This is a genomic window from Rhodococcus sp. GQ147 (assembly GCF_059759155.1).
In genome coordinates, this window is record NZ_JCAXDU010000007.1 from 1 (window position 1) to 21,978 (window position 21,978).

The 21,978-nt window shown below is 66.6% G+C and carries 20 protein-coding genes and 1 tRNA gene; 11 read left to right on the forward strand and 10 right to left on the reverse strand.

The features are described 5' to 3' along the window. Nucleotides 1-140 precede the first annotated feature (140 nt). The gene (locus AC6CID_RS10040) at nt 141-803 is read left to right on the forward strand and encodes an aminodeoxychorismate/anthranilate synthase component II (protein WP_006550940.1); all 663 of its coding nucleotides are present in this window, start codon (nt 141-143) and stop codon (nt 801-803) included. 67 nt (nt 804-870) lie between these two features. Here the strand turns inward: AC6CID_RS10040 and pknB are convergent, their stop codons facing one another. The 7 genes from pknB to AC6CID_RS10075 form a co-directional block, all read right to left on the reverse strand. Continuing rightward, nucleotides 871-2,775, reverse strand: a complete 1,905-nt coding sequence (pknB, locus tag AC6CID_RS10045) for a Stk1 family PASTA domain-containing Ser/Thr kinase (RefSeq protein WP_006550941.1) — start codon at nt 2,773-2,775, stop codon at nt 871-873. Next, nucleotides 2,772-4,331 (reverse strand): serine/threonine-protein kinase, encoded by a 1,560-nt coding sequence (locus AC6CID_RS10050; protein WP_094979646.1) that lies wholly within the window; start codon nt 4,329-4,331, stop codon nt 2,772-2,774. The genes pknB and AC6CID_RS10050 overlap by 4 nt, the downstream gene beginning before the upstream one ends. A gap of 1 nt (nt 4,332) precedes the next feature. Continuing rightward, nucleotides 4,333-5,817 (reverse strand): peptidoglycan D,D-transpeptidase FtsI family protein, encoded by a 1,485-nt coding sequence (locus tag AC6CID_RS10055; RefSeq protein WP_006550943.1) that lies wholly within the window; start codon nt 5,815-5,817, stop codon nt 4,333-4,335. Beyond that, entirely contained in the window at nt 5,814-7,262 is a 1,449-nt protein-coding gene (locus tag AC6CID_RS10060) for an FtsW/RodA/SpoVE family cell cycle protein (protein ID WP_006550944.1), read from the reverse strand. The genes AC6CID_RS10055 and AC6CID_RS10060 overlap by 4 nt, the downstream gene beginning before the upstream one ends. Beyond that, complete coding sequence (locus AC6CID_RS10065) at nt 7,262-8,791, reverse strand: PP2C family protein-serine/threonine phosphatase (RefSeq protein WP_006550945.1); 1,530 nt, start codon at nt 8,789-8,791, stop codon at nt 7,262-7,264. Before AC6CID_RS10065 ends, AC6CID_RS10060 begins: the two co-directional genes overlap by 1 nt. Continuing rightward, nucleotides 8,788-9,249, reverse strand: coding sequence for an FHA domain-containing protein FhaB/FipA (locus AC6CID_RS10070; protein ID WP_006550946.1), 462 nt, complete (start codon nt 9,247-9,249; stop codon nt 8,788-8,790). The genes AC6CID_RS10065 and AC6CID_RS10070 overlap by 4 nt, the downstream gene beginning before the upstream one ends. A gap of 154 nt (nt 9,250-9,403) precedes the next feature. Next, nucleotides 9,404-10,708: an FHA domain-containing protein gene (locus tag AC6CID_RS10075; RefSeq protein ID WP_498353907.1), complete on the reverse strand. Its 1,305-nt coding sequence runs from the start codon at nt 10,706-10,708 to the stop codon at nt 9,404-9,406. Between the two features lie 202 nt (nt 10,709-10,910). On the opposite strand from AC6CID_RS10075, the gene AC6CID_RS10080 reads away from it, so the two are divergent. The 3 genes from AC6CID_RS10080 (at nt 10,911) to AC6CID_RS10090 (ending at nt 13,359) form a co-directional block, all read left to right on the forward strand. After that, nucleotides 10,911-10,993: transfer RNA gene (locus tag AC6CID_RS10080), tRNA-Leu, on the forward strand. Nucleotides 10,994-11,384: 391 nt separating this feature from the next. Then, nucleotides 11,385-12,485, forward strand: a complete 1,101-nt coding sequence (locus tag AC6CID_RS10085; RefSeq protein ID WP_121208789.1) for a ParB N-terminal domain-containing protein — start codon at nt 11,385-11,387, stop codon at nt 12,483-12,485. Continuing rightward, the gene (locus tag AC6CID_RS10090; protein WP_498353908.1) at nt 12,466-13,359 is read left to right on the forward strand and encodes a restriction endonuclease; all 894 of its coding nucleotides are present in this window, start codon (nt 12,466-12,468) and stop codon (nt 13,357-13,359) included. Before AC6CID_RS10085 ends, AC6CID_RS10090 begins: the two co-directional genes overlap by 20 nt. A 147-nt stretch (nt 13,360-13,506) precedes the next feature. Here the strand turns inward: AC6CID_RS10090 and def are convergent, their stop codons facing one another. From def to AC6CID_RS10105, 3 genes are all read right to left on the reverse strand, one after another. Then, nucleotides 13,507-14,070: a peptide deformylase gene (def, locus tag AC6CID_RS10095; RefSeq protein WP_094980957.1), complete on the reverse strand. Its 564-nt coding sequence runs from the start codon at nt 14,068-14,070 to the stop codon at nt 13,507-13,509. Nucleotides 14,071-14,103: 33 nt separating this feature from the next. Further along, entirely contained in the window at nt 14,104-14,769 is a 666-nt protein-coding gene (locus AC6CID_RS10100; RefSeq protein ID WP_094979643.1) for a pentapeptide repeat-containing protein, read from the reverse strand. A gap of 427 nt (nt 14,770-15,196) precedes the next feature. Beyond that, nucleotides 15,197-15,580: a MerR family transcriptional regulator gene (locus AC6CID_RS10105; protein ID WP_094980956.1), complete on the reverse strand. Its 384-nt coding sequence runs from the start codon at nt 15,578-15,580 to the stop codon at nt 15,197-15,199. Between the two features lie 57 nt (nt 15,581-15,637). On the opposite strand from AC6CID_RS10105, the gene AC6CID_RS10110 reads away from it, so the two are divergent. From AC6CID_RS10110 to AC6CID_RS10140, 7 genes are all read left to right on the forward strand, one after another. Then, the gene (locus AC6CID_RS10110; RefSeq protein WP_157741770.1) at nt 15,638-16,894 is read left to right on the forward strand and encodes an MFS transporter; all 1,257 of its coding nucleotides are present in this window, start codon (nt 15,638-15,640) and stop codon (nt 16,892-16,894) included. 81 nt (nt 16,895-16,975) lie between these two features. After that, nucleotides 16,976-17,617 carry a dihydrofolate reductase family protein gene (locus tag AC6CID_RS10115; protein ID WP_498353909.1) on the forward strand — a complete coding sequence of 214 codons (642 nt, stop codon included), beginning with the start codon at nt 16,976-16,978 and terminating at the stop codon, nt 17,615-17,617. Nucleotides 17,618-17,663: 46 nt separating this feature from the next. Next, nucleotides 17,664-17,870, forward strand: a complete 207-nt coding sequence (locus AC6CID_RS10120; RefSeq protein ID WP_033098101.1) for a hypothetical protein — start codon at nt 17,664-17,666, stop codon at nt 17,868-17,870. A gap of 247 nt (nt 17,871-18,117) precedes the next feature. Further along, nucleotides 18,118-18,465 carry a metal-sensitive transcriptional regulator gene (locus tag AC6CID_RS10125; RefSeq protein WP_033098102.1) on the forward strand — a complete coding sequence of 116 codons (348 nt, stop codon included), beginning with the start codon at nt 18,118-18,120 and terminating at the stop codon, nt 18,463-18,465. Nucleotides 18,466-18,494: 29 nt separating this feature from the next. Further along, a complete protein-coding gene (locus AC6CID_RS10130; protein WP_039584454.1) occupies nt 18,495-18,701 on the forward strand; it encodes a heavy-metal-associated domain-containing protein in 207 nt (68 codons plus the stop codon). Continuing rightward, entirely contained in the window at nt 18,698-19,660 is a 963-nt protein-coding gene (locus AC6CID_RS10135; protein WP_498353910.1) for a DUF8832 domain-containing protein, read from the forward strand. The genes AC6CID_RS10130 and AC6CID_RS10135 overlap by 4 nt, the downstream gene beginning before the upstream one ends. A gap of 26 nt (nt 19,661-19,686) precedes the next feature. Then, nucleotides 19,687-21,969, forward strand: a complete 2,283-nt coding sequence (locus AC6CID_RS10140) for a heavy metal translocating P-type ATPase (protein ID WP_498353911.1) — start codon at nt 19,687-19,689, stop codon at nt 21,967-21,969. Nucleotides 21,970-21,978: the final 9 nt, after the last annotated feature.

The window sequence follows — 21,978 nt, forward strand, 5'->3', positions numbered from 1 at the left end:
GGTCGCCCTCTGCCGGCCACCGGGCGGGTCGCCCTCTGCCGGCCACCGGGCGGGTCGCCCTCTACCGGCCACCGGGCGGGTCGCCCTCTACCGGCCACCGGGCGGGTCGCCCTCTACCGGCCACTGAGTACCCTCGTCTCATGCGCATTCTCGTCGTCGACAACTACGACAGCTTCGTCTTCAACCTGGTCCAGTATCTGGGGCAGCTCGGAACGACGGCCGACGTGTGGCGCAACGATGACGAGCGGCTCACCGCACCGGGTGCTCTCGCGCGGGTCGCGAAGGAGTACGACGGCATCCTCCTCAGCCCAGGGCCGGGCACACCCGAACGCGCCGGGGCGAGCATCGATCTGGTCAAGGCATGTGCCGACAGCAGCACTCCGCTGCTCGGTGTGTGCCTCGGCCACCAGTCCATCGGTGTCGCGTTCGGCGCGACCGTCGATCGCGCCCCCGAGCTGCTGCACGGCAAGACCAGCCTGGTTCGTCACAACGGTGCCGGTGTGCTCGCGGGCCTGCCCGATCCGTTCACCGCGACCCGCTACCACTCGCTGACCGTGCTGCCCGAGACGATGCCCGCCGAACTCGAGCCCACCGGCCACACGGAGACCGGCATCGTCATGGCCCTGCGTCACGCCGAGCTGCCGATCCACGGTGTGCAGTTCCACCCCGAATCGGTGCTCACCCAGGGCGGTCACCGCATGCTCGCGAACTGGCTCGCGGCCTGCGGCGAGGCACCGGACGAGACGCTCGTCGCGCGCCTCGAGGCGCAGATGGCACGCGCGCTCGACGGCGGAGCCGCCTGACGCACCCCATTTCCGACGAGAAAGGCGCCGGTCCTTCGAGGATCGGCGCCTTTCGTCGAAAGCTCGTTCAGCGGATGCCGAGCACACCGACGCCCACGGTGAGGGGCTGGTTTTTCGAGATCTCCGAACCCGGCGGCTGGGCCTGCGTGATCACGGTGCCGACGAGATCGACATCGAGTGTGGCCTCACGCGTCTGCTGGAGCTGAGAGGCGTTGCCCGTCCAGCCGGCGCCGCGCAGAGCGGCGAGTGCATCCGACACCGACCGGTTGGTGACGACGGGCATCTCGATGCGGTCGCCGTTGGACACCCGCACCGTCACCGTCGACCCCTGTTCGGTGGAGGCGCCACCGGCCGGACTCGTCGACACGACGGTGCCCTCGGTCTCGCTGGAGTCGATGTTCTCGACGACGACCTCGAAACCGGCACCCTCGATGTTGTCGCTCGCCACCTCGACGGTCTGGCCCACGACGTTGGGGACGCGCACCAGTTCGGGGCCGGATCCCAAAGTGATGGTGATGGGGCTGTCGCGGTCGACGCTGGCTCCCGCACCGGGGCTCTGGTCGACGACGAGGTCCTCGTCGTCGGCATTCGACGGAGCACGTCCGACGTTCGGGTCGAGCCGGAGACCGGCGGCGGACAGCTCCTGGGCTGCGCGTTCCTGCGTCATGCCTTCGAGCCGCGGGATCTGCACCTGTTCCGGTCCTGTCGAGACCTCGAGGGTGACGGTCGAACCCTCCTCGGCCTGGCTCCCGGGCACGGGACGGGTGTTGATGACGTTGCCGTTCGCGACGACCGGATCGCTCTTCTGCTGGATCGAGACCCGGAAGCCGGCGTTCTGCAGCTGGCTCTCGGCGAGCTCGGCGGAGACGTTGCGGACGTCGGGCACCGTGACCTGGGCGGCCGTCGAACCGGGTCCGAGCGACCACAGGAAGACGCCGACGATACCGACCACGGCGAGCGCGGCGATGCCGAGCAGCACCTTTTTGAGAACTGAGCCGCCGCCGGAATCCTCGGCGGGTGCCCCGGCGGCTCCGGCGGCCGCGACGCGGCCGTGCCGCCCCGTGTTGTTGTCGACGGAGTCGATCAGCGTCGTGCGGTCCTCGTCGGTCATCACCATCGGCGCACTCGGACGCTGCCCGCTCAGCACGCGGATCAGGTCGCTGCGCATCTCCGCGGCCGACTGGTAGCGGTTCGCGGGGTTCTTCGCCATCGCCTTGAGGATCACCGAGTCGAGCTCGGGCGGCACCGACGAATTCACCGATGACGGCAGCGGCGGATCCTCCCGCACGTGCTGGTAGGCCACCGCGACGGGCGAGTCGCCTTTGAAGGGGGGCTCGCCGGTGAGGATCTCGAACAGGACGCAGCCCACCGAGTACACGTCGGACCGGGCGTCGACCTGTTCACCGCGCGCCTGCTCCGGGGAGAGGTACTGTGCGGTGCCGATCACCGCGGCGGTCTGCGTCATCGGGCTCGCGGCGTCGGAGATGGCCCGGGCGATGCCGAAGTCCATGACCTTCACCGCGCCGGCCTTGTTGATCATGACGTTGGCCGGCTTCACGTCGCGGTGCACGATCATGTTGCGGTGGCTGAAGTCCAGGGCCGCGCACACGTCGGCGATGATCTCCATCGCCCGCTTGGGGGTCATCGGCCCGTCGGCGCGCACGATGTCGCGCAGCGTGTCGCCCTCGACGTACTCCATGACGATGTACGGGAGCGGCCCGGCCTCGGTCTCGGCCTCACCGGTGTCGTAGACGGCGACGATCGCCGGATGGTTCAGCGCAGCGGCATTCTGCGCTTCGCGCCGAAAGCGCAGGTAGAACGTGGGGTCGCGTGCGAGGTCGGCGCGCAACACCTTGATGGCCACATCCCGGCCGAGCCGCAGATCCCGCGCGAGGTGCACCTCGGACATACCGCCGAAGCCGAGGATCTCACCCAGCTCGTAGCGGGAGGAGAGCTTGCGGGGTGTGGTCATGACGTTCCTTGGTTGTTCGTACCGTTGCTGGTTTCGGATGAATTATCGTCCCCTCCACCGGCGGCCTCGGGGTCGGTCTCGTCGTCGCCGTTACCCTCCGCGCCGCCCGTGCCGCCGTCGCCGCCACCCGTGTCCTCCGCTGTGGTGGTCGTCGTCGTGGTCGGGGCGGTCGTGGTGGTGGGCGGTTGCGTCGTGGTCGGCTCGGTCGTCGGCTCCACCGTGGTCGTCGGCGGCTGCGTCGTCGTCGTGGTCGGAGGAGGCGTGAAGGTCTCCGTCTCGACGGGCGGCGGCAGCGGCACGAACGTCGTCGTGGTGGTCAGCGGCGGACGGGTCGTCGTGGTGGTCGCGCGGGTCGTGGTGAGTTGCGTCGTCGGAGACGGAGCGCGCGGGGTCTCCTCGTCGTCGCCACCCAACAGCACGATTCCCAGCGTCACGAGGGCGAGCACCACTGCCGCACCTGCGGCCCAGGCCAGCGCTGTGGGACTCGGGGACCGTCGTCCGTCATCGTCGGCGGGCACTCCCGTTGTCGGCGGACCTGCCACCGGCGGACGGCCGGCGGTCGGCGGCTGAGCCGAGCGGGGAACCGACGAATAGGCCGTCTGGTCGTACTGCGTCGGGTGCAGGGCACGGGTCGAAGAAGTGTGGGCCGTCCCGGGCACGCCGGGCGGAAGCACGCGGTTGGCGCTGGTCACCGGCGGCACGTTGCCGGGCGGGGGCACGGGCCGTCCGGACCGCACCGCAGCGACGGCGTTGGCGAATTCGCCACCGTTCGAATAGCGGTAGGCCGGGTCCTTCGACATCGCGATCTCGATGAGTTCGCGCACCTCGGGCGGAAGATCCGTCGGCAGCGGCGCCGGGGTCTCCTGGACATGCTTCATCGCGACGGTCACGACGCTGTCGCCGAGGAACGGACGGCGTCCCGACAGCACCTCGTAGCCGACGACGGCCAGCGAGTACACGTCGCTCGCGGACGTCGCCTCCTGACCCAGTGCCTGCTCGGGAGCGATGTACTGTGCGGTGCCCATCACCATGCCGGTGCGGGTGACCGGGGAGGCGTCGACTGCCTTCGCGATACCGAAGTCGGTGATCTTCACCTGGCCCGTCGGGGTGATGAGGATGTTGCCGGGCTTGACGTCGCGGTGCACCACGCCGGCGTTGTGGGCCGCCTGCAGGGCGCGTCCGGTCTGCTCGAGCATGTCGAGCGCGTGCGGCAGCGACAGGCGTCCGAGCCGCGACAGGACGGCGTTGAGCGGTTCGCCGTGTACGAGTTCCATCACGAGATAGGCGATGGACTGGCCCTCGGCGTCGGTGGTCTCGCCGTAGTCGAACACCCCGGCGATGCCGGGATGGTTGAGCTGGGCGGTGGTGCGGGCCTCGAAACGGAACCGGGCGAGGAAGTCCTCGTCGCCGGACAACTCGGCCTTGAGGACCTTCACCGCGACCCGCCGGTCGAGCCGGGTGTCGAGTCCTTCCCACACCTGACCCATTCCGCCGGTCGCGATGAGTCGCTGGAGACGGTAACGGTCGGCGATCATGGCGCCGCTGCTCAGAGCCATGTCAGCCTCCCTGTAATCCGGCCGAGATGACGGCCCGTCCGATCGGGGCGGCCACCGAACCGCCGGTCGCGGCGAGAGCTCGGTCGCCGCCGTCCTCCACGATCACCGCGACGGCGATGCGGGGTTGTTGTGCAGGTGCGAATGCGATGTACCAGGTGTGCGGCGGGGTGTTCCGCGGATCGTTGCCGTGTTCCGCGGTGCCCGTCTTCGACGCGATCTGCACACCCTGGATGGCACCGCCACCGCCGGCGTTGTTCTCGGCACCGATCATCAGGTCGGTGAGGGTCGCCGAGACCTCCGGCGAGATCGCCTGGCCCAGCGATTCGGGCTTGGTCTCCTCGAGCACCGTCAGGTCGGGCCCCTGCCGACGGTCGACGAGATACGGCTTCATGCGCACCCCGCCGTTGGCGATGGTCGCGGCGATCGACGCGTTCTGCAACGGAGTGAGGGCCACATCCCGCTGGCCGATGCTCGACTGGCCGAGTGCCGCGCCGTCCGGGATGGGGCCGACGGTGCTCGCCGCGACGGGCAGCGGGACGTCGAGGGTCTCGCCGATGCCGAGCTTCTCCGCCTGCGAGACCAGGGCCTCGCGTCCGTCGTCGATGCCCATCTCGACGAAGGCCGTGTTGCACGACCGCGCGAACGCCTCCCGCAGCGTCACCGTCGATGCGTCGCCGCACGCGGCCCCGCCGTAGTTCTCGAGGGTCGTCGCGGTGTCGGGCAGGGTGATCTGCGGCGCTGCGGTGAACTGCGTGTCGGGGGTGACGCCGTTCTCGAGCGCGGCCGCCGTCACGACGACCTTGAAGGTCGAGCCCGGAGGGTAGGTCTGGGAGATCGCGCGGTTGAGCATCGGCTTCTCGGGATCGGCGTTGAGCTCGTCCCAGGCCTGCGAGGTCGCGGCGCCGTCGTGTCCCGACAACCGGTTGGGGTCGTAACTCGGCGTGCTCACCATCCCGAGGATCCTGCCGGTGCTCGGTTCGATCGCGACCACCGAGCCCGTGTAACCCTTCGAGGTCAGCTCGTCGTAGGCCACCTGCTGAACGACCGGATCGATCGTGGACACGACGTTTCCGCCGCGCGGGTTGCGGCCCGACACCAGGTCGAACAGTCGACGTCCGAACAGCAGGTTGTCGGAACCGTTGAGCAGCGAATCCTCGGACCGTTCGAGTCCGGTGCTGCCGTATTGCATCGAGTAGAAGCCGGTCACCGGCGCGTAGGCCAGCGGGCTCATCGGCTGGGTCGGCGGCGCCGGGTATTCGCGCAGGTACTTGTAGCGGCTGTCGGTGGGCACCGACACCGCGAGAGCCTGACCGGCCGCGACGATCTGTCCGCGCTGACGGGAGTACTCGTCGATCAGCACACGCGAGTTGCGCGGATCGGTACGGAGATCGTCGGCCTTGATGACCTGCACGTAGGTGGCGTTTGCGAGCAGCGCGACGACCATGAACATCACGGCCATCGCGACCTTGCGGAGCGGACCGTTCATTCGCGCCCCATCATTTCCGTCTTGGCCTCGGCGATCGGCGTGGGCGCTTTCTTACGGGGGATCGCGGGTTGGCGGGCAGCGTGCGAGATCTTCATCAACAGAGCCAGGAGCAGATAGTTTGCGAGCAGCGACGAACCACCGTAGGACACGAACGGTGTGGTCAGGCCGGTCAGGGGGATCAACTTCGTGACACCGCCGACCACCACGAACAGTTGGACGGCGAGGGTGAACGACAGGCCGGCGGCGAGCAGCTTGCCGAAGCTGTCGCGCACCGCCAGCGCCGTGCGCATGCCGCGGACGACGAGGATCAGGAACAACAGCAGGATGGCGGCCAGGCCGATCAGGCCGAGTTCCTCACCGATCGCGGCGACGATGAAGTCGGTCTTCGCGAACGGCACCTGCCCCGGCCGTCCGCTGCCCAGGCCGGTGCCGGCGACTCCGCCGGTCGCGAGACCGAACAGCGACTGGGAGATCTGGTAGCCGGTGTTGTTGTAGTCGGCGAGCGGATCGAGCCAGGTCTCCACGCGCACCCGCACGTGACCGAACATCTGGTACGCCGCGTAGAAGCCGACGGCGAGCAACGAGAATCCGATGATCAGCCAGCCGACACGTTCGGTCGCGATGTAGAGCATCACCAGCACGGTGGTGAACAGCAGCAGCGACGTGCCGAGGTCCTTCTCGAAGACCATCACACCGATCGAGATGATCCAGGCCGCCAGGATCGGGCCGAGATCGCGGGCGCGGGGGAAGTCCATCCCCAGGAAGTGCTTGCCTGCGGTGGTGAACAGGTCGCGCTTCGCCACCAGGACCGATGCGAAGAAGATGATCAGCAGGATCTTCGCGAACTCGCCGGGCTGGATGCTGAAACCGGGCAGCCGGATCCAGATCTTGGCGCCGTTGACCTCGGAGAACCTGCTCGGCAGCAGGGCCGGGATCGCGAGTGCGATCAGGCCGATGAGACCGAGCGTGTAGCTGAACCGCGCGAGCAGACGGTAGTCGTGCAGGAACACGAGCACGACGATGAACAGCGCGATGCCGAGCGCCGTCCACAGCACCTGCTGCGTCGCATCGGGCGACGGCGGCGGCAGGCCCATGTAACGGGCGTTCTCCTGATCGGACAGGTCGAGCCGGTGGATGAGCACGAGTCCGAGACCGTTGAGCAGCGCGACGATCGGCAACAGCAGGGGATCGGCGTACTTCGCGAAGCGCCGGACCGCGAGGTGCGCGGCGAGGAACAGCGCAGCGAAGGTCACCCCGTACTTGAGCAGGTCGAGGGTCAGCGCCTGCTCCATCGAGACCTCGACGAGCATGAGCGACACCGTCGTGACACCGATGGCCGCGACGATCAGGGCCAGTTCGGTGTTGCGCCGGGTCGACTGGACGGGCGCCGGGGCGAAACCTCCCGGAGGGCTCGGGAAGTCCCCCACACCATGGGACACCGACATCAGGCGCCCACCCTGCAGTTCTGACCGGGGATCTGGGGCGCGGGCTCGGGAGCCGGCTCCGTGTTCGGAGCGGGTTCGCCGGGAGTCGGCTCGCCGGGAAGCAGTTCGCCGGGCTGGGAGGCCGGTGCCGGTTGGCCCGGCTGCGGCTCACCGGACGCCGGCGGCTGCACCGTGGGTGTCTCGGTGGGCGGGGTGCCGTTCGGTCCGGGCGTCGGCGTCGGCTCTCCCGGGCCGGGGGCCGGTGCGGGAGCGGGCTCGGGTTCCTCCGGGGTGCACACCGGCAGCAGGTCCAGTTCGGCGAGCCGCTGCATCTGCTCGCGGGTGTCGTCGAGCGACCCCGACGGAAGCCCGGCACGGACCTGCTCGCGAGCGGCGGGCCACAGGTCGTCGACGAGCATGACCCGGCACGACGCGCTGTTCGGATCGACGAGCGTGAGGTCGCCCTCGTCGGTGACGCACCCGACGCGCGCGGCCTCCTGCAGCGAGTAACCGAAGACGTCGCCGGGGATACCGCGCAGCACGGTCACGCGACCGTCGTCGGCGCCGACGTAGTAGTTGTTGCGGATCAGCTGGCGGCCGACGAACAGGCCACCGACCAGCACCGCGATGATCACGACGGCGGCGACCGGCCACCACAGGCGGCTGCGCTTCTTCTTCGGCGCCGGTTCCGGGGCCTTGTTGATGACCCGCTTCGGGGTGGCGCGCGGTGGCCGCATTGCGGCGGCGCGACCCGCTGCGGTGTTCGGCGGGGGAGTGTCCTCGTCGTCGTCCGCGGATGCCGCTCCGGCGACGATGGGATGCGACTGGCCGTAGTCGAGATCGATCACGTCGGCGACGACCACGGTGACGTTGTCGGGGCCGCCGCTGCGCAGCGCCAGCTCGATGAGCCGGTCGGCGCACTCGTCGTGCGTGCCCTGCCGCATGGTGTCGGCGATCGTCTCGTCGCTGACGACGTCGGACAGACCGTCGGAGCACACGAGGTAGCGGTCGCCGGCGCGGGCCTCGCGCACGGTGAGGGTCGGTTCGACCTCGCTGCCCGTCAGGGCGCGCATGATCAACGACCGCTGCGGGTGCGTGTGCGCCTGCTCGGGGGTGATGCGGCCCTCGTCCACGAGCGACTGCACGAAGGTGTCGTCGCGGGTGATCTGGGTGAGCTGGTCGTCGCGCAGCAGATAGGCGCGGGAATCGCCGATGTGGGCGAGTCCGAGTTTGCTGCCTGCGAAGAGGATGGCCGTGAGCGTCGTGCCCATGCCGTCGAGTTCGGGCTCTTCCTCGACCTGGTCGGCGATGGAGGCGTTGCCTTCGCGGACGGCCGCGGCGAGCTTACCGAGGAGGTCGCCGCCCGGCTCGTCGTCGTCGAGGTGGGCGAGCGCCGCGATCATCAGCTGTGAGGCGACCTCACCGGCCGCGTGGCCGCCCATGCCGTCGGCGAGGGCGAGCAGGCGGGCACCGGCGTAGACGGAGTCCTCGTTGTTGGAGCGCACGAGGCCGCGATCGCTGCGGGCGGCATATCGGAGTACGAGGGTCACGGGCGGAGCTCGATCACGGTCTTGCCCACCCGGACCGGGGTTCCGAGCGGGACACGGACAGCGGTGGTGACCTTCGCGCGGTCGAGATACGTGCCGTTCGTCGACCCCAGGTCTTCGACGTACCAGTCGGAACCTCGTGGCGACAGGCGTGCGTGGCGCGTGGATGCGTAGTCGTCGGTCAGCACGAGTGTGGAGTCGTCGGCACGGCCGATGAGAACCGGCTGGGTGCCGAGCGTGATCCTCGTGCCGGCCAGCGCGCCCTGCGTGACCACCAGGTACTTGGCGGTCTTGTTACGGCTCAGCGTCGGCAGCACCGACTGCTTGGGCGAGTAACGCGGGAGCGGTCGCGCGGCACCGGCGTAGATGTCGGACCGGAGCGTGCGCAACACCGCCCATACGAACAACCACAGCAGGAGGAGGAATCCCGCTCGGGTCAGCTGCAGAATCAGCCCCTGCACGGTGCATCCTCCTTCGGGGTAGTCGACCGGTCGTGTTCCAGGTCGTGCGGTCACTCACAATACGGACACCGGACGACTCCATGCAGCGTCCGACGCGCTGTCACACGCGTCGGACGGTATGAACGGGTCCGGTGGGTCCTTCGATACCGGCTGATCAGAGGATGCGCACGAGGATTTCGGAGTGCCCGGCGCGAATCACGTCACCATCGGCGAGCTGCCAGTCCTGCACCGAGGCGCCGTTGACCGTCGTGCCGTTCGTCGACCCGAGATCGGAGAGCATCGCGACCTGACCGTCCCAGCGGATGTCGATGTGGCGACGCGAGACGCCGGTGTCGGGCAAGCGGAACTGTGCGTCCTGGCCGCGGCCGATGATGTTGCTGCCCTCGCGGAGCTGGTAGTAGCGGCCGCTGCCGTCCTCGAGCTGGAGCGTCGCGGTCAGCACCCGACCGGCGGCGGGGGACTGGTAGCCGGCCTGCTGGTAACCCTGGTCGTAGCCGGGGGCCGCGGCGGCGTAGCCCTGGTCGTAACCGCCCTGCTGCGCGCCATACTGCTGGTCGTAACCCGGCTGTGCGTAGCTCTGCTGGCCGTAGGCCTGCTGGTCGTAGCCGCCCTGCTGGTAGCCCTGGTCCTGGTAGGCCTGGTCGTAACCGGGCTGTGCGTAACCCTGCTGGCCGTACGCCTGCTGGTCGTACCCGCCCTGCTGCGGGTAGTCCTGGCCGTACGCCTGCGGTTGGGCGCCTCGAGCGCCGTAGGCCTGCTGGTCGTAGCCACCCTGGTCGTAGCCGCCCTGCTGGTAGGCCTGCTCGCTGTAGGCCTGGCCGTACGCCTGCTGGTCGTAACCGCCCTGCTGGTCGTAACCGCCGGGAGCCTGGTCGTAGCCGGCGTTGCCGTAGCCCTGGTTGTAGCGCTGCTCCTGGCCGACGTGCGCGTGACCGTTGCGTGCGTACTGCGGTTCCGCCTCGGCGGGGTCACGGCTGGGGTCGTAGCCGGGGTTCTGCGTCATTGGGCCAGCTCCTGGTTCAGAGGTCACGGGTGGGCGGTTCTGCGGGTTCCGCGGTGACGGAGCACGCGTCGCTGAGCGCCCCGCATCGGGATCTACCGAGCCGCGAGTCCGGAACTGCCCGGTGTGCAGTGCCGACGACGACTCGAAGACGACTTGGATCTCACCGTATGTCTGCCATCCCTGTTCTCGGATGAAGTCCTCAAGGTGACGGGAGAATGCCTTCACAGTCAAGTCCCGATCCGCTGCGAGGGCGTCGTGATCGGTTTCGCTGATCGTGATGACGTAGTGATTGGGGGCGAGCATGTGGCCCCGATCGAGCTGTCGGACGCCGTCCGTTGCCTCCTGCTGCAGCGCCGCCTCGACTTCCTGGGGCACGACGCCGCCGCCGAACACGCGGGCGAAAGCGTCGCCGATCGCGGCCTGGAGTTTGCGCTCGAAGCGCTGGGCGATGCCCATGGCGACCCCCTTTCCGTACTCAGCGTGTCGCAATGCAGATCTCGTCACTGCATGGTATCCACTTTTCCCCGGATTCGACCCTGCGGTATGCGGCACGTCTCGCCCGGATGTGCTCGGCGATCGAGCCGGAAGTGTTCGCGGCCCTCTGACCAGGCGAATAGTTGTTCGGCTCCGGTGTGTGTTACTGTTTTCGGCGTTGCTCGGGCGAGTGGCGGAATGGCAGACGCGCTGGCTTCAGGTGCCAGTGTCCTTCGGGACGTGGGGGTTCAAGTCCCCCTTCGCCCACAGTGTGCAGTTCCACGAACTGCGACGGACGAGGCCACGAACTCTTCGGAGATCGTGGCCTCGTTTTTTACATCTGGCCTTCTTTGAAGTCCGATCTTGGTTGTTGGTCGGCATCCAAGCCGAGGACTCCGGGACCACCGCGGTGATCGGGTGCGTTATGGATGACGAGCCCAAGTGGTCAGTCTTCGATCGGTGTTGTCTCTCTTAACCCGAGGAGCCCTTCACCTACGTGACGGGCAACTCTCCTAGGCCGCTCGACCGGTTCCTCTGGTACGCCCGCATCCACCAAGTCGAGGGGAGGCCAGGGAATGAAACGTAGAAGATACGGCGGTTATACGTACGGATTCAGGAAGACGTATCCGCCCTTGAAACTGACATATAGGATCGCGTCATGGTCACTTACGAACCCAAGCTCGTTCCGCTGCAAAAATTGCTACTTGACCCAAATAACTTCCGTTTTCGTGAGCCCGGCAGAGACGGATCGATCGCCGAATCTCGGTTCGCCGAAGGCAAAGTCCAGTCGGCGGCGCTCGAGCGGATACGTTCCGATGGTGTCACGGAGCTAAAGCGATCAATCGCTGAGAACGGATTCGTGCCGGTGGAAAGAATCGTTGTGCGTGCAGTGCAAACGGCCGATGGGCCTGATTCCGAATCCGAGCAGTACGTGGTAATCGAGGGAAATCGCCGCACGACAGCGTTGAAACTGTTGGAGCAAGAACACGCCGGCGGTGTTGATTTTCCTCGGACAGTGACCGAAACATTCGCCAATGTACCTGTGCTTGTCGCGAATGACGCATCCGATGACGATCTGATGGCCATCATGGGTATTCGGCATGTTGGAGGCCCTAAAGAGTGGGGTGGTTACCAGAGTGCTTTGCTTGTTTATCAACTTGTGGAGCAGGCCAAACTAACTCCACGTGAAGTTGCCTCCCGATTGGGTCTCACGGTAAATGAGGTAAACCGTCGGCATCGAGCGTTTTCGGCGTTAAGTCAGATGATTGTCGACGAAGACTACGGGGACAGAGTAAGTCCCGAGATGTACCCGCTTTTCCATGAGGCGGTTGGCCAACCTGCGGTTCGAGAATGGCTTGGTTGGTCTGCATCGGACAGAGAGTTTACGCATGAAGAAAACAGGGAGCTATTCTATAGCTGGCTTGTATCAGACGAAGGCTCCCCCAAAATTCGAAGCTATACAGAAATTCGTGAGCTGAAGCTCATTCTCGATAATGAAGACGCGCTAGTTGCGCTCAAGGACGACGATCAGAGCTTTAGTGACGCGCTCGCTGTCGTACGTGCGGATGCTAAAGCTGCGCGGTGGCTTCCTAACGTGAAATCTGCCCTTGCATCGCTGAATGAGATGGGGTCCGACACGATTGAGGCGCTGGACGCGGATTCTCTGGCTATATTGGACGCAATTAAGCGTAAAGCATCATGGATTATCAAGGCTAATGCCCTGTCAAGTGAGAAGGACGATGCCGACGAAGAAGCTTAGCGCGGACCACATCGTCGGGCTCATGTGCACTTCAATAAAGGCTGACGATCCGCCCGGTTTGCTGCATGATGTTGTAGCCGATATTCTTGTGTACCACAATATTATCGATTCTTACGATCAAGCATTCGAAACTGCTGAGACTGTCTTGCAATCCGTGAAGGAACTGCTTCTTAGTAGGCAGGCCGAAGCGGAGCGAGACGGGCTTGTGTGGAGCTGTGAACTTTATGGATCTGAAGATGAGTACGTGAGAGGATCGTCCTTCCGTGACCCGACTCTATCGGATGAAGAGCGAAGGGTCAGAGCAAACCGCATTCATATAAAGTCCGCAAAGGAAGCGCTGGTTAGCCTTACTCCCTCTGAATTTGAGTTAGTGTGTACCAGAGTGCTGGAATTAATGGGCTGCTCGGAACCCAAGACCTCACCTATTCGAGATGACGGTGGGATCGACTTTTATGGTCGACTTCATCTTAGAGGTAGGCTGGACTCTAGCTCACCCTTGGGGGGTATCGATGGGCGTGTCAACATCTGGCTGCTCGGGCAGGCAAAGCACTACCCTAAGAATCGTATTCAGACTGCTCATGTCAGAGAACTCGTTGGGTCCGTAGAATTGGCTCGAACAGGCGGCGCGATCCATACATGGGAAGGCCTTCACCTCCGGCCGTTCGACGCGACCTTGCAACTCCTTTTTACGACTGGAAGTTTCACCTCGGGTGCCGAACGACTGCTCGACAAGTCTGGAATGATATCAATGAATGGCGATCAACTTGCAACTTTTCTATGTGACGCGGGTGTTGGTGTGGACGAATTGTCGAACTCGTTTGATTCTAATAAATTTCGCGAAGGGCTCGGTATAGTACCAGCGGCGAGTTTATAATTATTACCTCAGTGGTGCGAGTGGTCTTTGTATCACCACATTGAATGGCGTCGCACTTCGGTGGTCATATAAATCTCGGGGAGTTGGTGCCATTCCGGCTATGGGTCTGATCGGCTAAGACGACACGTCCTTCTCGTTCTCGTTCTTCTAGGCCGGCCAGTCGCTCCGGTATCGTTCGGCAACCGCCTCGTGGTCGCGGTGGAGTTGCTTGCGCCTGCGCGCCGAGAGCCGGTCGCCGAACACGATGCCGTGAATGTGGTCGGTCTCGTGCTGGAAGCACCGGCCGAGAGTTCCACCCGCGGTGATCTCGATCGGGTCGCCGTATTGATCCTGTCCTCGGCACGTCGAGAACTCCGGTCGGGCAACCTCGGCGTAGGCACCGGGGAGGGAGAGACATCCTTCCCCGTATTCGACGAGGCGCCGATCCGGCCCCTCCGGAAGTTCGACCGTCGGATTGCAGACGACACCTGTGCGGCGGGCCCCGGTCTCGTCCGTGCAGTCGTAGACGAACACGGCGAGGTCGACACCGATCTGCGGAGCGGCCAGACCGGCTCCCTCCGCAGCGGTGTTCGTCGCGAACATGTCAGCGAGAAGTTCCTGGAACTCGGCACCGAAATCGGTGACCGCCCGGGTCGGTGTGTGGAGGACGGGAGTTCCCCAACGGATGATCGGTCGCGCGGTGCCGAGACGGAGCAGTTCGGAGACGGGCATGTGGTTCATGGTGCCGCGCCCGTCCCGATCCGGCTACTCACCCGACCAACTCCGCGGTATCGGCACGCCCGCGGGCACCCGGGTGCGTCGATTGCCGTGCGCGGCGGCGAGTTGCGGGCCCGTGAGATACAGAGCGAGGGACAGATCGGCGTCCTCCACCCGCGCGCCGCGGAGGTCCGCGCCGAGCAGGTCCGCTCCCGCGAGGTCGCATCCTCGGAGGTCGGCGCCGATGAGCAGTGCATTCCGCAGGTCGGCGCCGCACAACCGGCGGCCGCGCAGGTCGGTGCCGACGAGATCGGCGCCCGGGACCAGATCCGGATTCATTTGTCCGTCGTCCGCGAAGTACGAAGCCCGCACCTCCGCACTGACCTCCAGCAGGACCGGTCGAACGGATGCGCGTATCCCGTCGATCTCGAGGGACTCGAGTTCGTCCACGCTCCTTCGGGTCAGGGAGGCAAGGGAGGCGACGAGCTCCCGCGCGTCGTCCGCGAGTTCCGGATCGTAGGTGCGTTGCTGGGCTTCGAGCAGATGCCACATCATCTCGTGCAGTTCTTTCACGACGGCGAACGCCGAGAACATCCGGTCACGGGTGTCGGGTCGGTCCCGCCAACTCGCGCCGGCGAACAACCACTGGGAGACCGCCTGTCCCGCACCGAAACAGTCGAAGACCGTGCACCCGCGGAAACCGCGGGACGGCAACGTGTCATGGATGGTGCACGCGAAGGACGCATCGAGGTGCCGGCACGGCGACCCAGCGGGCTTGTCCTCGGCGAAATCCGAAGACCTCGTGAAACCGAAAGCCGTACAACACAGTGCGAAGCAACGGCTGCAGTCGCCCCGGAGGTCGGATCGATGAACGGTCGGCGACGGGGACGAGTGAAGCGATGGGGTGAACATGTGAACTCCGAGAGTCGATTCCGATGCACCACGGGACCGGGAAACCCTGACGCGGGTTCCCTCTCGGGGCACACGGAATCCCCGCCGCCTGCAGGCGCGGTTCGCGGATGGCGCGGGACATCTGTCTCACGGATACACGGTGCTGATCACTGGACCCGAAAATACCAGTCGGCACGCGCGGTGTCAGCGGGCCGGACGGCTGTCGTCGAACCTCGGAAAGACCCCGCGTTCAGACGCTCGCCTCGCGTGACCCCACCTGCGCCAGGGTGAGGCGCAGCAACTCGCCGAGGGCATCACGACTACGCGTCAGGCAGGCGATCCGGCCGTCGAGATCCTCGATCTCGTCGACGAGACGAGCGGCGAAATCCCTGTCGCACTTGCTCGTCCACGTGCCTTCCCGGTCATCGCGCTGCTCGAGGACGATCGCGACCAAGCGTGTGGGTACGCCCGAGGTGACGAGGTCGCGGATCAGTTTCGCGCGTGCGACGTCATGGTCGGTGTAGTCGCGGTAACCGTTCGCACCCCGCTTCGGATGGATCAGGCCTTCCTGTTCGTAGTACCGCAGCATCCGGGTGCTGAGGCCGGTTCGCCGGGACAGCTCGCCGATTCGCATGACTCTCCCCGTTTCGGGCTTGACCTTGACACCGATGTCAACGTTCAGCATGGTGCCATGACCGATACCGACGCACGTGAACCGGCGAGAATTCCCACGGCGACGACGATGTCGAACGCATCTTCGACCGATCACGCACTTCCCTGGGCGACGCTGATCGCCCTGTCCTTCTCGACCTTCGCGACGGTGACCGTGGAGATGCTCCCGTCCGGACTCCTTCCGCAGATCGGACGTGGCCTGGGCGTCGAACCTGCCGTCGTGGGAGGTCTGGTCACCGCGTGGGCGCTCACGATCGCCGTGACCAGCATGCCGCTCGTCCGGGTCACGCGGAACGTCCGCCGCACCCGGTTGCTCCCAACCGCGCTCACCGTGGTGGCGGCCGCGGTGCTGGCGACATCGCTCGCCCCCACCTTCGAGATCACCCTCGCCGGCCGGATCGCCTCCGCGGCCGCGCACGGTGTGTTCTGGGCGGTGATCGTCGTGTACGTCTCCGAGATCGTGCACCCCGACCGGATCGGGAGAGCCTTGGCGATCGTGCTCGCGGGTCCGGCCGTCGCGGGACTGGTGGGTATTCCGATCGGAGCGGCACTGGTCGACGTCGTGGGCTGGCGCGGCGTCTTCGGTGGGGCATCGGCGGTCCTGGCCGTCACCGCGATCGCCCTGGCACTGATCCTCACCGACCCCGGGAGGACCACCGGGAGTGATGGGAGCTTCGGGGCGGACGAGCGCACCTCGGGCTCGGGCTGGGACCGCAGCGCGATCTCGTCGACGGGCACGGCCCTGGCAGGAACACTGGTGCTCCTGGGACATTTCATGGTGTTCACCTACATCTCGATGATCGTCACCGACGCGGCCCGGTTCGGATCCGGATCGCTGGCGATCGTCCTGGCGGTGTTCGGAGCGGCCGGCGCTGTCGGTGTCACCGTCTCGGGATGGCTGTCGGATCGCTGGCCGAGAGCAACCGTTCCCGCCACGGTCCTCGTCCTGCTCATGGCGTTCGTCATCGTGGCTGTCGCGCCGACCGTGCCGGTGTTGTTCGTACTCGTAATCGTGCTGTGGGGACTCGTCTCCGGGGTGTTCCCGCCCGCGATGCAGGTCCGGGTCCTCCGACTGGCATCCGCGCGATTTCGCACGACCGCCGGCGGGGTCGTGGTCGCGACCTTCAACCTCGGTGTCGCCGCCGGTGCCGCTCTCGGGGGCGTGGTGGTCGGTTCCGGTGTCGACCGTCTGGCCCCGGTCGCCCTGGTCGTCACTGCGGTCGGTGCAGTCGCTCTCGTGCTCCTCGCCCGGACGGCGCCGGAACCGTCCCCGTGATCCGGGTAGCGGCCGATGACTTCGCGTGGTCCCCGGGGTCTTCCTCTTCGTACCGATCGATCGGGATGTGAGGAGAAGAGAGTGGCCCAGTTGCTGCGAGTACAGAACTTTTCGGTGTCGAGCGACGGTATCGGCGCGAGGGAGGACCAGAGCTTCGAGAGTCCCTTCGGTCTGGATCCGGGTCCGATGTTCGAGTGGGCCGGCGCCACGGCGAGTTGGCACCTGCGCACCGAACCCGGCGGGAGCCGCGGGCTCGACGACTACTTCATCCGGGACTTCTCCTGCAGTATCGGTGCGGAGATCATGGGACGCAACAAGTTCGGTCCTCAGCGCGGTGCGTGGGAGGACCACGAGTGGCAGGGCTGGTGGGGTGACGAGCCGCCGTTCCACACCCCGGTGTTCGTGCTGACCCATCACGAACGTCCGTCCTTCACCCTCTCCGACACCACCTTCCACTTCGTGAACGGCGAACCGGCTGCGGTGCTCGAACAGGCCCGCGTCGCGGCGCAGGGCAAGGACGTTCGCCTCGGAGGCGGCGTCTCCATCATCCGCGAGTTCCTCGACGCAGATCTGGTCGACACCATGCACGTCGTGGTGTCGCCGGTGCGGTACGGCACCGGTCTGAAGCTCTGGGAATCCCCGGACGAGCTACGGGACCGTTTCCACCTCGAGGTCGTGCCGAGCGCGAGTGGGGTGGTGCATCACCTGTTCTGGAGGAAGTGAACGCCCGCGGCCGGCGCATATTGGGAGGTGGGGGTAGGAGGTCGTCATGCGTGCTCTGAGTGGCCTACTGAATGTCGTGCTCGGACTTCTCACCGCCCTGCTCGGCACCGTTCTGGGGATCGTCGCCGCCGTGGTGATGCTCCTGGGTGCGGTGTTGTGCGTGACGATCCTGCTGATCCCACTGGGTATCCCTGTCATCCGGCTCTCCCGCCGGCTGTTCACCCTCGCCGGGAAGATGATGCACGTGCCGTGACGTCCCGCGACGAATCGGCTACGAGGCGCTCGATCGCCTCGTGAGGCGCTCGGGCATGTCGTCCACCGGCTACGGAACCTCTTCGGAGCGGCCCCGCATTTTCGAGGGATGATGGGCACTCTTGCAGCCATCACGATGTCATGCGCCTCTACCTGCGCAAATAGCCTGCGCAGTCTGTTGGTTGCCGCGCATACCCTAGGGGGGTATGGTATCTGGCAGGACGACCGACGCGACAAGGACGATTCCGATGCCGAATACCCCGAGCGAGACCGTGCACACCGATGCCGTCGCACACGACGACGCGCATCAGCACAGCTATATCGCCAACAACACCAAGGCCGACTACCTCAAGCGACTGCGTCGCATCGAGGGGCAGGCCCGCGGCCTGCAGCGGATGGTCGAGGAAGAGAAGTACTGCATCGACATCCTCACGCAGATCGCGGCGATGAAGAAGGCACTCGAGGCCGTCGCGCTCGGTCTGCTCGACGAGCACATGGCGCACTGCGTGGCCGGTGCCGTGCGCGCCGGCGGCGACGAGGCCGACCTCAAGTTGAAGGAAGCCGGCGACGCCATCGCGCGACTCGTCCGTTCCTGATCGTCCAGACCCGTATCCGAGGAGTTTCCATGAGCCGGACCAGCACCTACACCGTCACCGGCATGACCTGCGAGCACTGCGTCGCGTCGGTCACCGAAGAGGTCCAGGAGATCCCGGGCGTCGAGAACGTCGCGGTCGATCTGGCCACCGGTGCCGTCACCGTCACGAGCGCCGAGTCCCTCGACGATGCCGCCGTCGCGGCCGCCGTCGAGGAGGCCGGCTACAGCCTCGCATGAACACCCCGGCCAAGCTCACCGGCTTCGTCACCGCCGTAGCCGCTGTCTTCGGTATCGCGTTGCTCGTCGGCGCGGCCGTCGGCCCGGTGGAAGAGCAGACCGAGGATCCGACCGCGAGCGCCCACGACGCCGGTCACGGTAATGGCACCGTCACCGGCAGCGCCGCCGAAACACCTGCTGTGGAGGAGATCCCGGGAGGTCTGATGACGTACCGGAGCGGTTATGCCCTCGCACTCGCCGAGACCGACCTCGAGTCGGGCGAGGACAGGAACCTGACATTCGCGATCAACGGTCCCGGCGGCGCGCCGGTGACCGACTTCGACGTCACCCACGACAAAGAGCTGCACCTGATCGCCGTGCGCCGCGACTTCACCGGATTCCAGCACGTCCATCCCGTGCTCGACGAGAACACCGGCATCTGGTCCGTCGACGTCGACCTCACGCCCGGCACGTGGCGGGTCTTCACCGACTTCACACCCACCGGGGGAGAGCCGCTCACGTTGGGCACCGACCTCGCGGTGGCAGGCGAATTCGTTCCTGCCGCACCGCAGGCCGACAACCGCACCGCAACCGTCGACGACTACGAGGTCACCCTCGACGGCGACCTGTCGTCGGGCAGCGACGCGATGCTCACCCTCACGGTGAGCAAGGACGGACGGCCGCTCACCGACCTGCAGCCCTATCTCGGTGCCTACGGACACCTGGTGGCACTGCGCGGCGGCGACCTCGCCTATCTGCACGTCCACCCGGACGGGACACCCGGCGACGGCACCACACGACCCGGTCCCGAGGTCGTCTTCCACACCTCCGTCCCGAGTGCCGGCACCTATCACCTCTATCTCGACTTCCAGCACGACGGAGTGGTTCGCACCGCGGCCTTCACCCTCACCGCCGGAGGCACCGGCGAGGTGCAGCCGGGGTCCGGCCCACACGGTGACCACAGCCATTCCGGCCGCTGACGGCCCATTCTTCCGAGGAGACGCACATGACCACGCAGAGTCAGCCGGTCGCCGCCGAATCGATCGAGCTCGCCATCACCGGCATGACCTGCGCATCCTGCGCCAATCGCATCGAGCGCAAGCTCAACAAGCTCGACGGCGTCACCGCGACCGTCAACTACGCCACGGAGAAGGCGAAGGTCAGCTACCCCGACGACGTGACACCCGAGGATCTCGTCACGGTCGTCGAGCAGGCCGGCTACGGCGCCGCACTGCCGCCGCCGTCCGCGCAGGCGACCGGCCGGACCGGTGACGTGCCCGAATCCGATCCCGTTGCGCCGCTTCGTCACAGGCTCGTCGTTTCGGCGATCCTGACGGTGCCGGTGATCGCGATGGCGATGATCCCGGCCCTGCAGTTCACCAACTGGCAGTGGCTTTCGCTCACCCTCGCCGCGCCGGTCGTGGTGTGGGGTGCCTGGCCCTTCCACCGGGCGGCGTGGATCAACCTGCGTCATGGCACGTCCACCATGGACACGCTCGTGTCGCTGGGAACCCTTGCCGCCCTAGGGTGGTCGGTCTACGCCCTGTTCTGGGGAACGGCGGGTGAACCGGGGATGGTCCACCCGTTCGAGTTCACCATCGCGCGGGGCGACGGCAGCGGCAACATCTATCTCGAGGCCGCGGCCGGTGTCACGACGTTCATCCTCGCCGGGCGCTACTTCGAGCAACGGTCGAAGCGACGTGCCGGCGCCGCCTTGCGTGCCCTGCTCGAACTCGGAGCCAAGGACGTCGCGGTCCTCGGACCGGACGGGACCACCGAGACCCGAATTCCGTTGGAGCAGTTGGCGGTCGGAGATCTGTTCGTCGTGCGCCCGGGCGAGAAGATCGCCACCGACGGTGTGATCGAACGGGGCACGTCGGCGGTCGACGCGTCGATGCTGACCGGTGAATCGGTTCCCGTCGAGGTCGGTGTGGGCGACAGTGTCGTCGGCGGAACGGTCGACGTCGGTGGACGACTTGTGGTGCGCGCGACCCGCGTGGGCTCCGACACCCAGCTCGCGCAGATGGCGAAGCTGGTGGAGGACGCCCAGAACGGCAAGGCCCAGGTGCAGCGTCTGGCCGACCGGATCTCCGGCATCTTCGTGCCGATCGTCCTGCTGATCGCGGCCGGCACCCTCGGTTTCTGGCTCGGCACCGGCAACGGGCCCGCGGCGGCCTTCACCGCGGCGGTCGCCGTGCTGATCATCGCCTGCCCCTGCGCCCTCGGCCTGGCCACCCCGACCGCGCTGATGGTCGGTACCGGTCGCGGCGCTCAGCTCGGCATCCTCATCAAGGGCCCCGAGGTCCTCGAATCGACCCGCTCGGTCGACACCGTGGTTCTCGACAAGACCGGCACGGTCACCACCGGCCGGATGACCCTGCGCGAGGTCGTCGCCGACGACGGTGAGAACGCCGACGAGGTGCTGCGGTACGCCGGGGCACTCGAGTCGGCGTCGGAACACCCGATCGCACGTGCCGTCAGCGATGCTGCTGCGGACAGGTTCGGCGGCCTGCCCCAGGTCGAGGACTTCACGAACGTCGAGGGTCTCGGTGTCCAGGGAGTGCTCGTCGAGGGCGACACCAGCCGCGCGGTGCTGGTGGGACGCCCGAAGCTGCTGGCCGACTGGTCGCAGCACCTCTCCGAGAAGCTGCAGCAGGCGTTCGAGCAGGCCCAGAAGTCCGGTGGCACGGCCATCGCCGTCGGCTGGAACGGAAAGGCCCGCGGCATCGTCGTCGTGGCGGACGCAGTCAAGCCGACCTCCGCGAAGGCCGTCGCCGAAATGCGGGAACTCGGCCTGCGTCCGATCCTGCTCACCGGCGACAACGCCGCCGTCGCGCACACCGTGGCGGCCGAGGTCGGCATCGACGAGGCCGACGTGATCGCCGACGTGCTGCCCACCGACAAGGTCGACGTGGTCGAGCGACTCCAGCGCGAAGGCGCGGTGGTCGCGATGGTCGGCGACGGTGTCAACGACGCCGCGGCGCTCGCCCGCGCCGACCTGGGCCTGGCGATGGGCACGGGCACCGACGTCGCGATCGAGGCGAGCGACCTGACGTTGGTCCGCGGCGACCTCATGGTCGCGGTCGACGCCATCCGGTTGTCGCGCCGGACGCTGACGACGATCAAGGGCAACCTGTTCTGGGCGTTCGCATACAACGTCGCGGCACTGCCGCTGGCGGCCGCGGGCCTGCTGAACCCGATGCTCGCCGGTGCCGCGATGGCGTTCTCGTCGGTCTTCGTGGTCTCCAACAGCCTGCGACTGCGACGGTTCCGCGCCCACGCGGCCTGACCTCTTTAG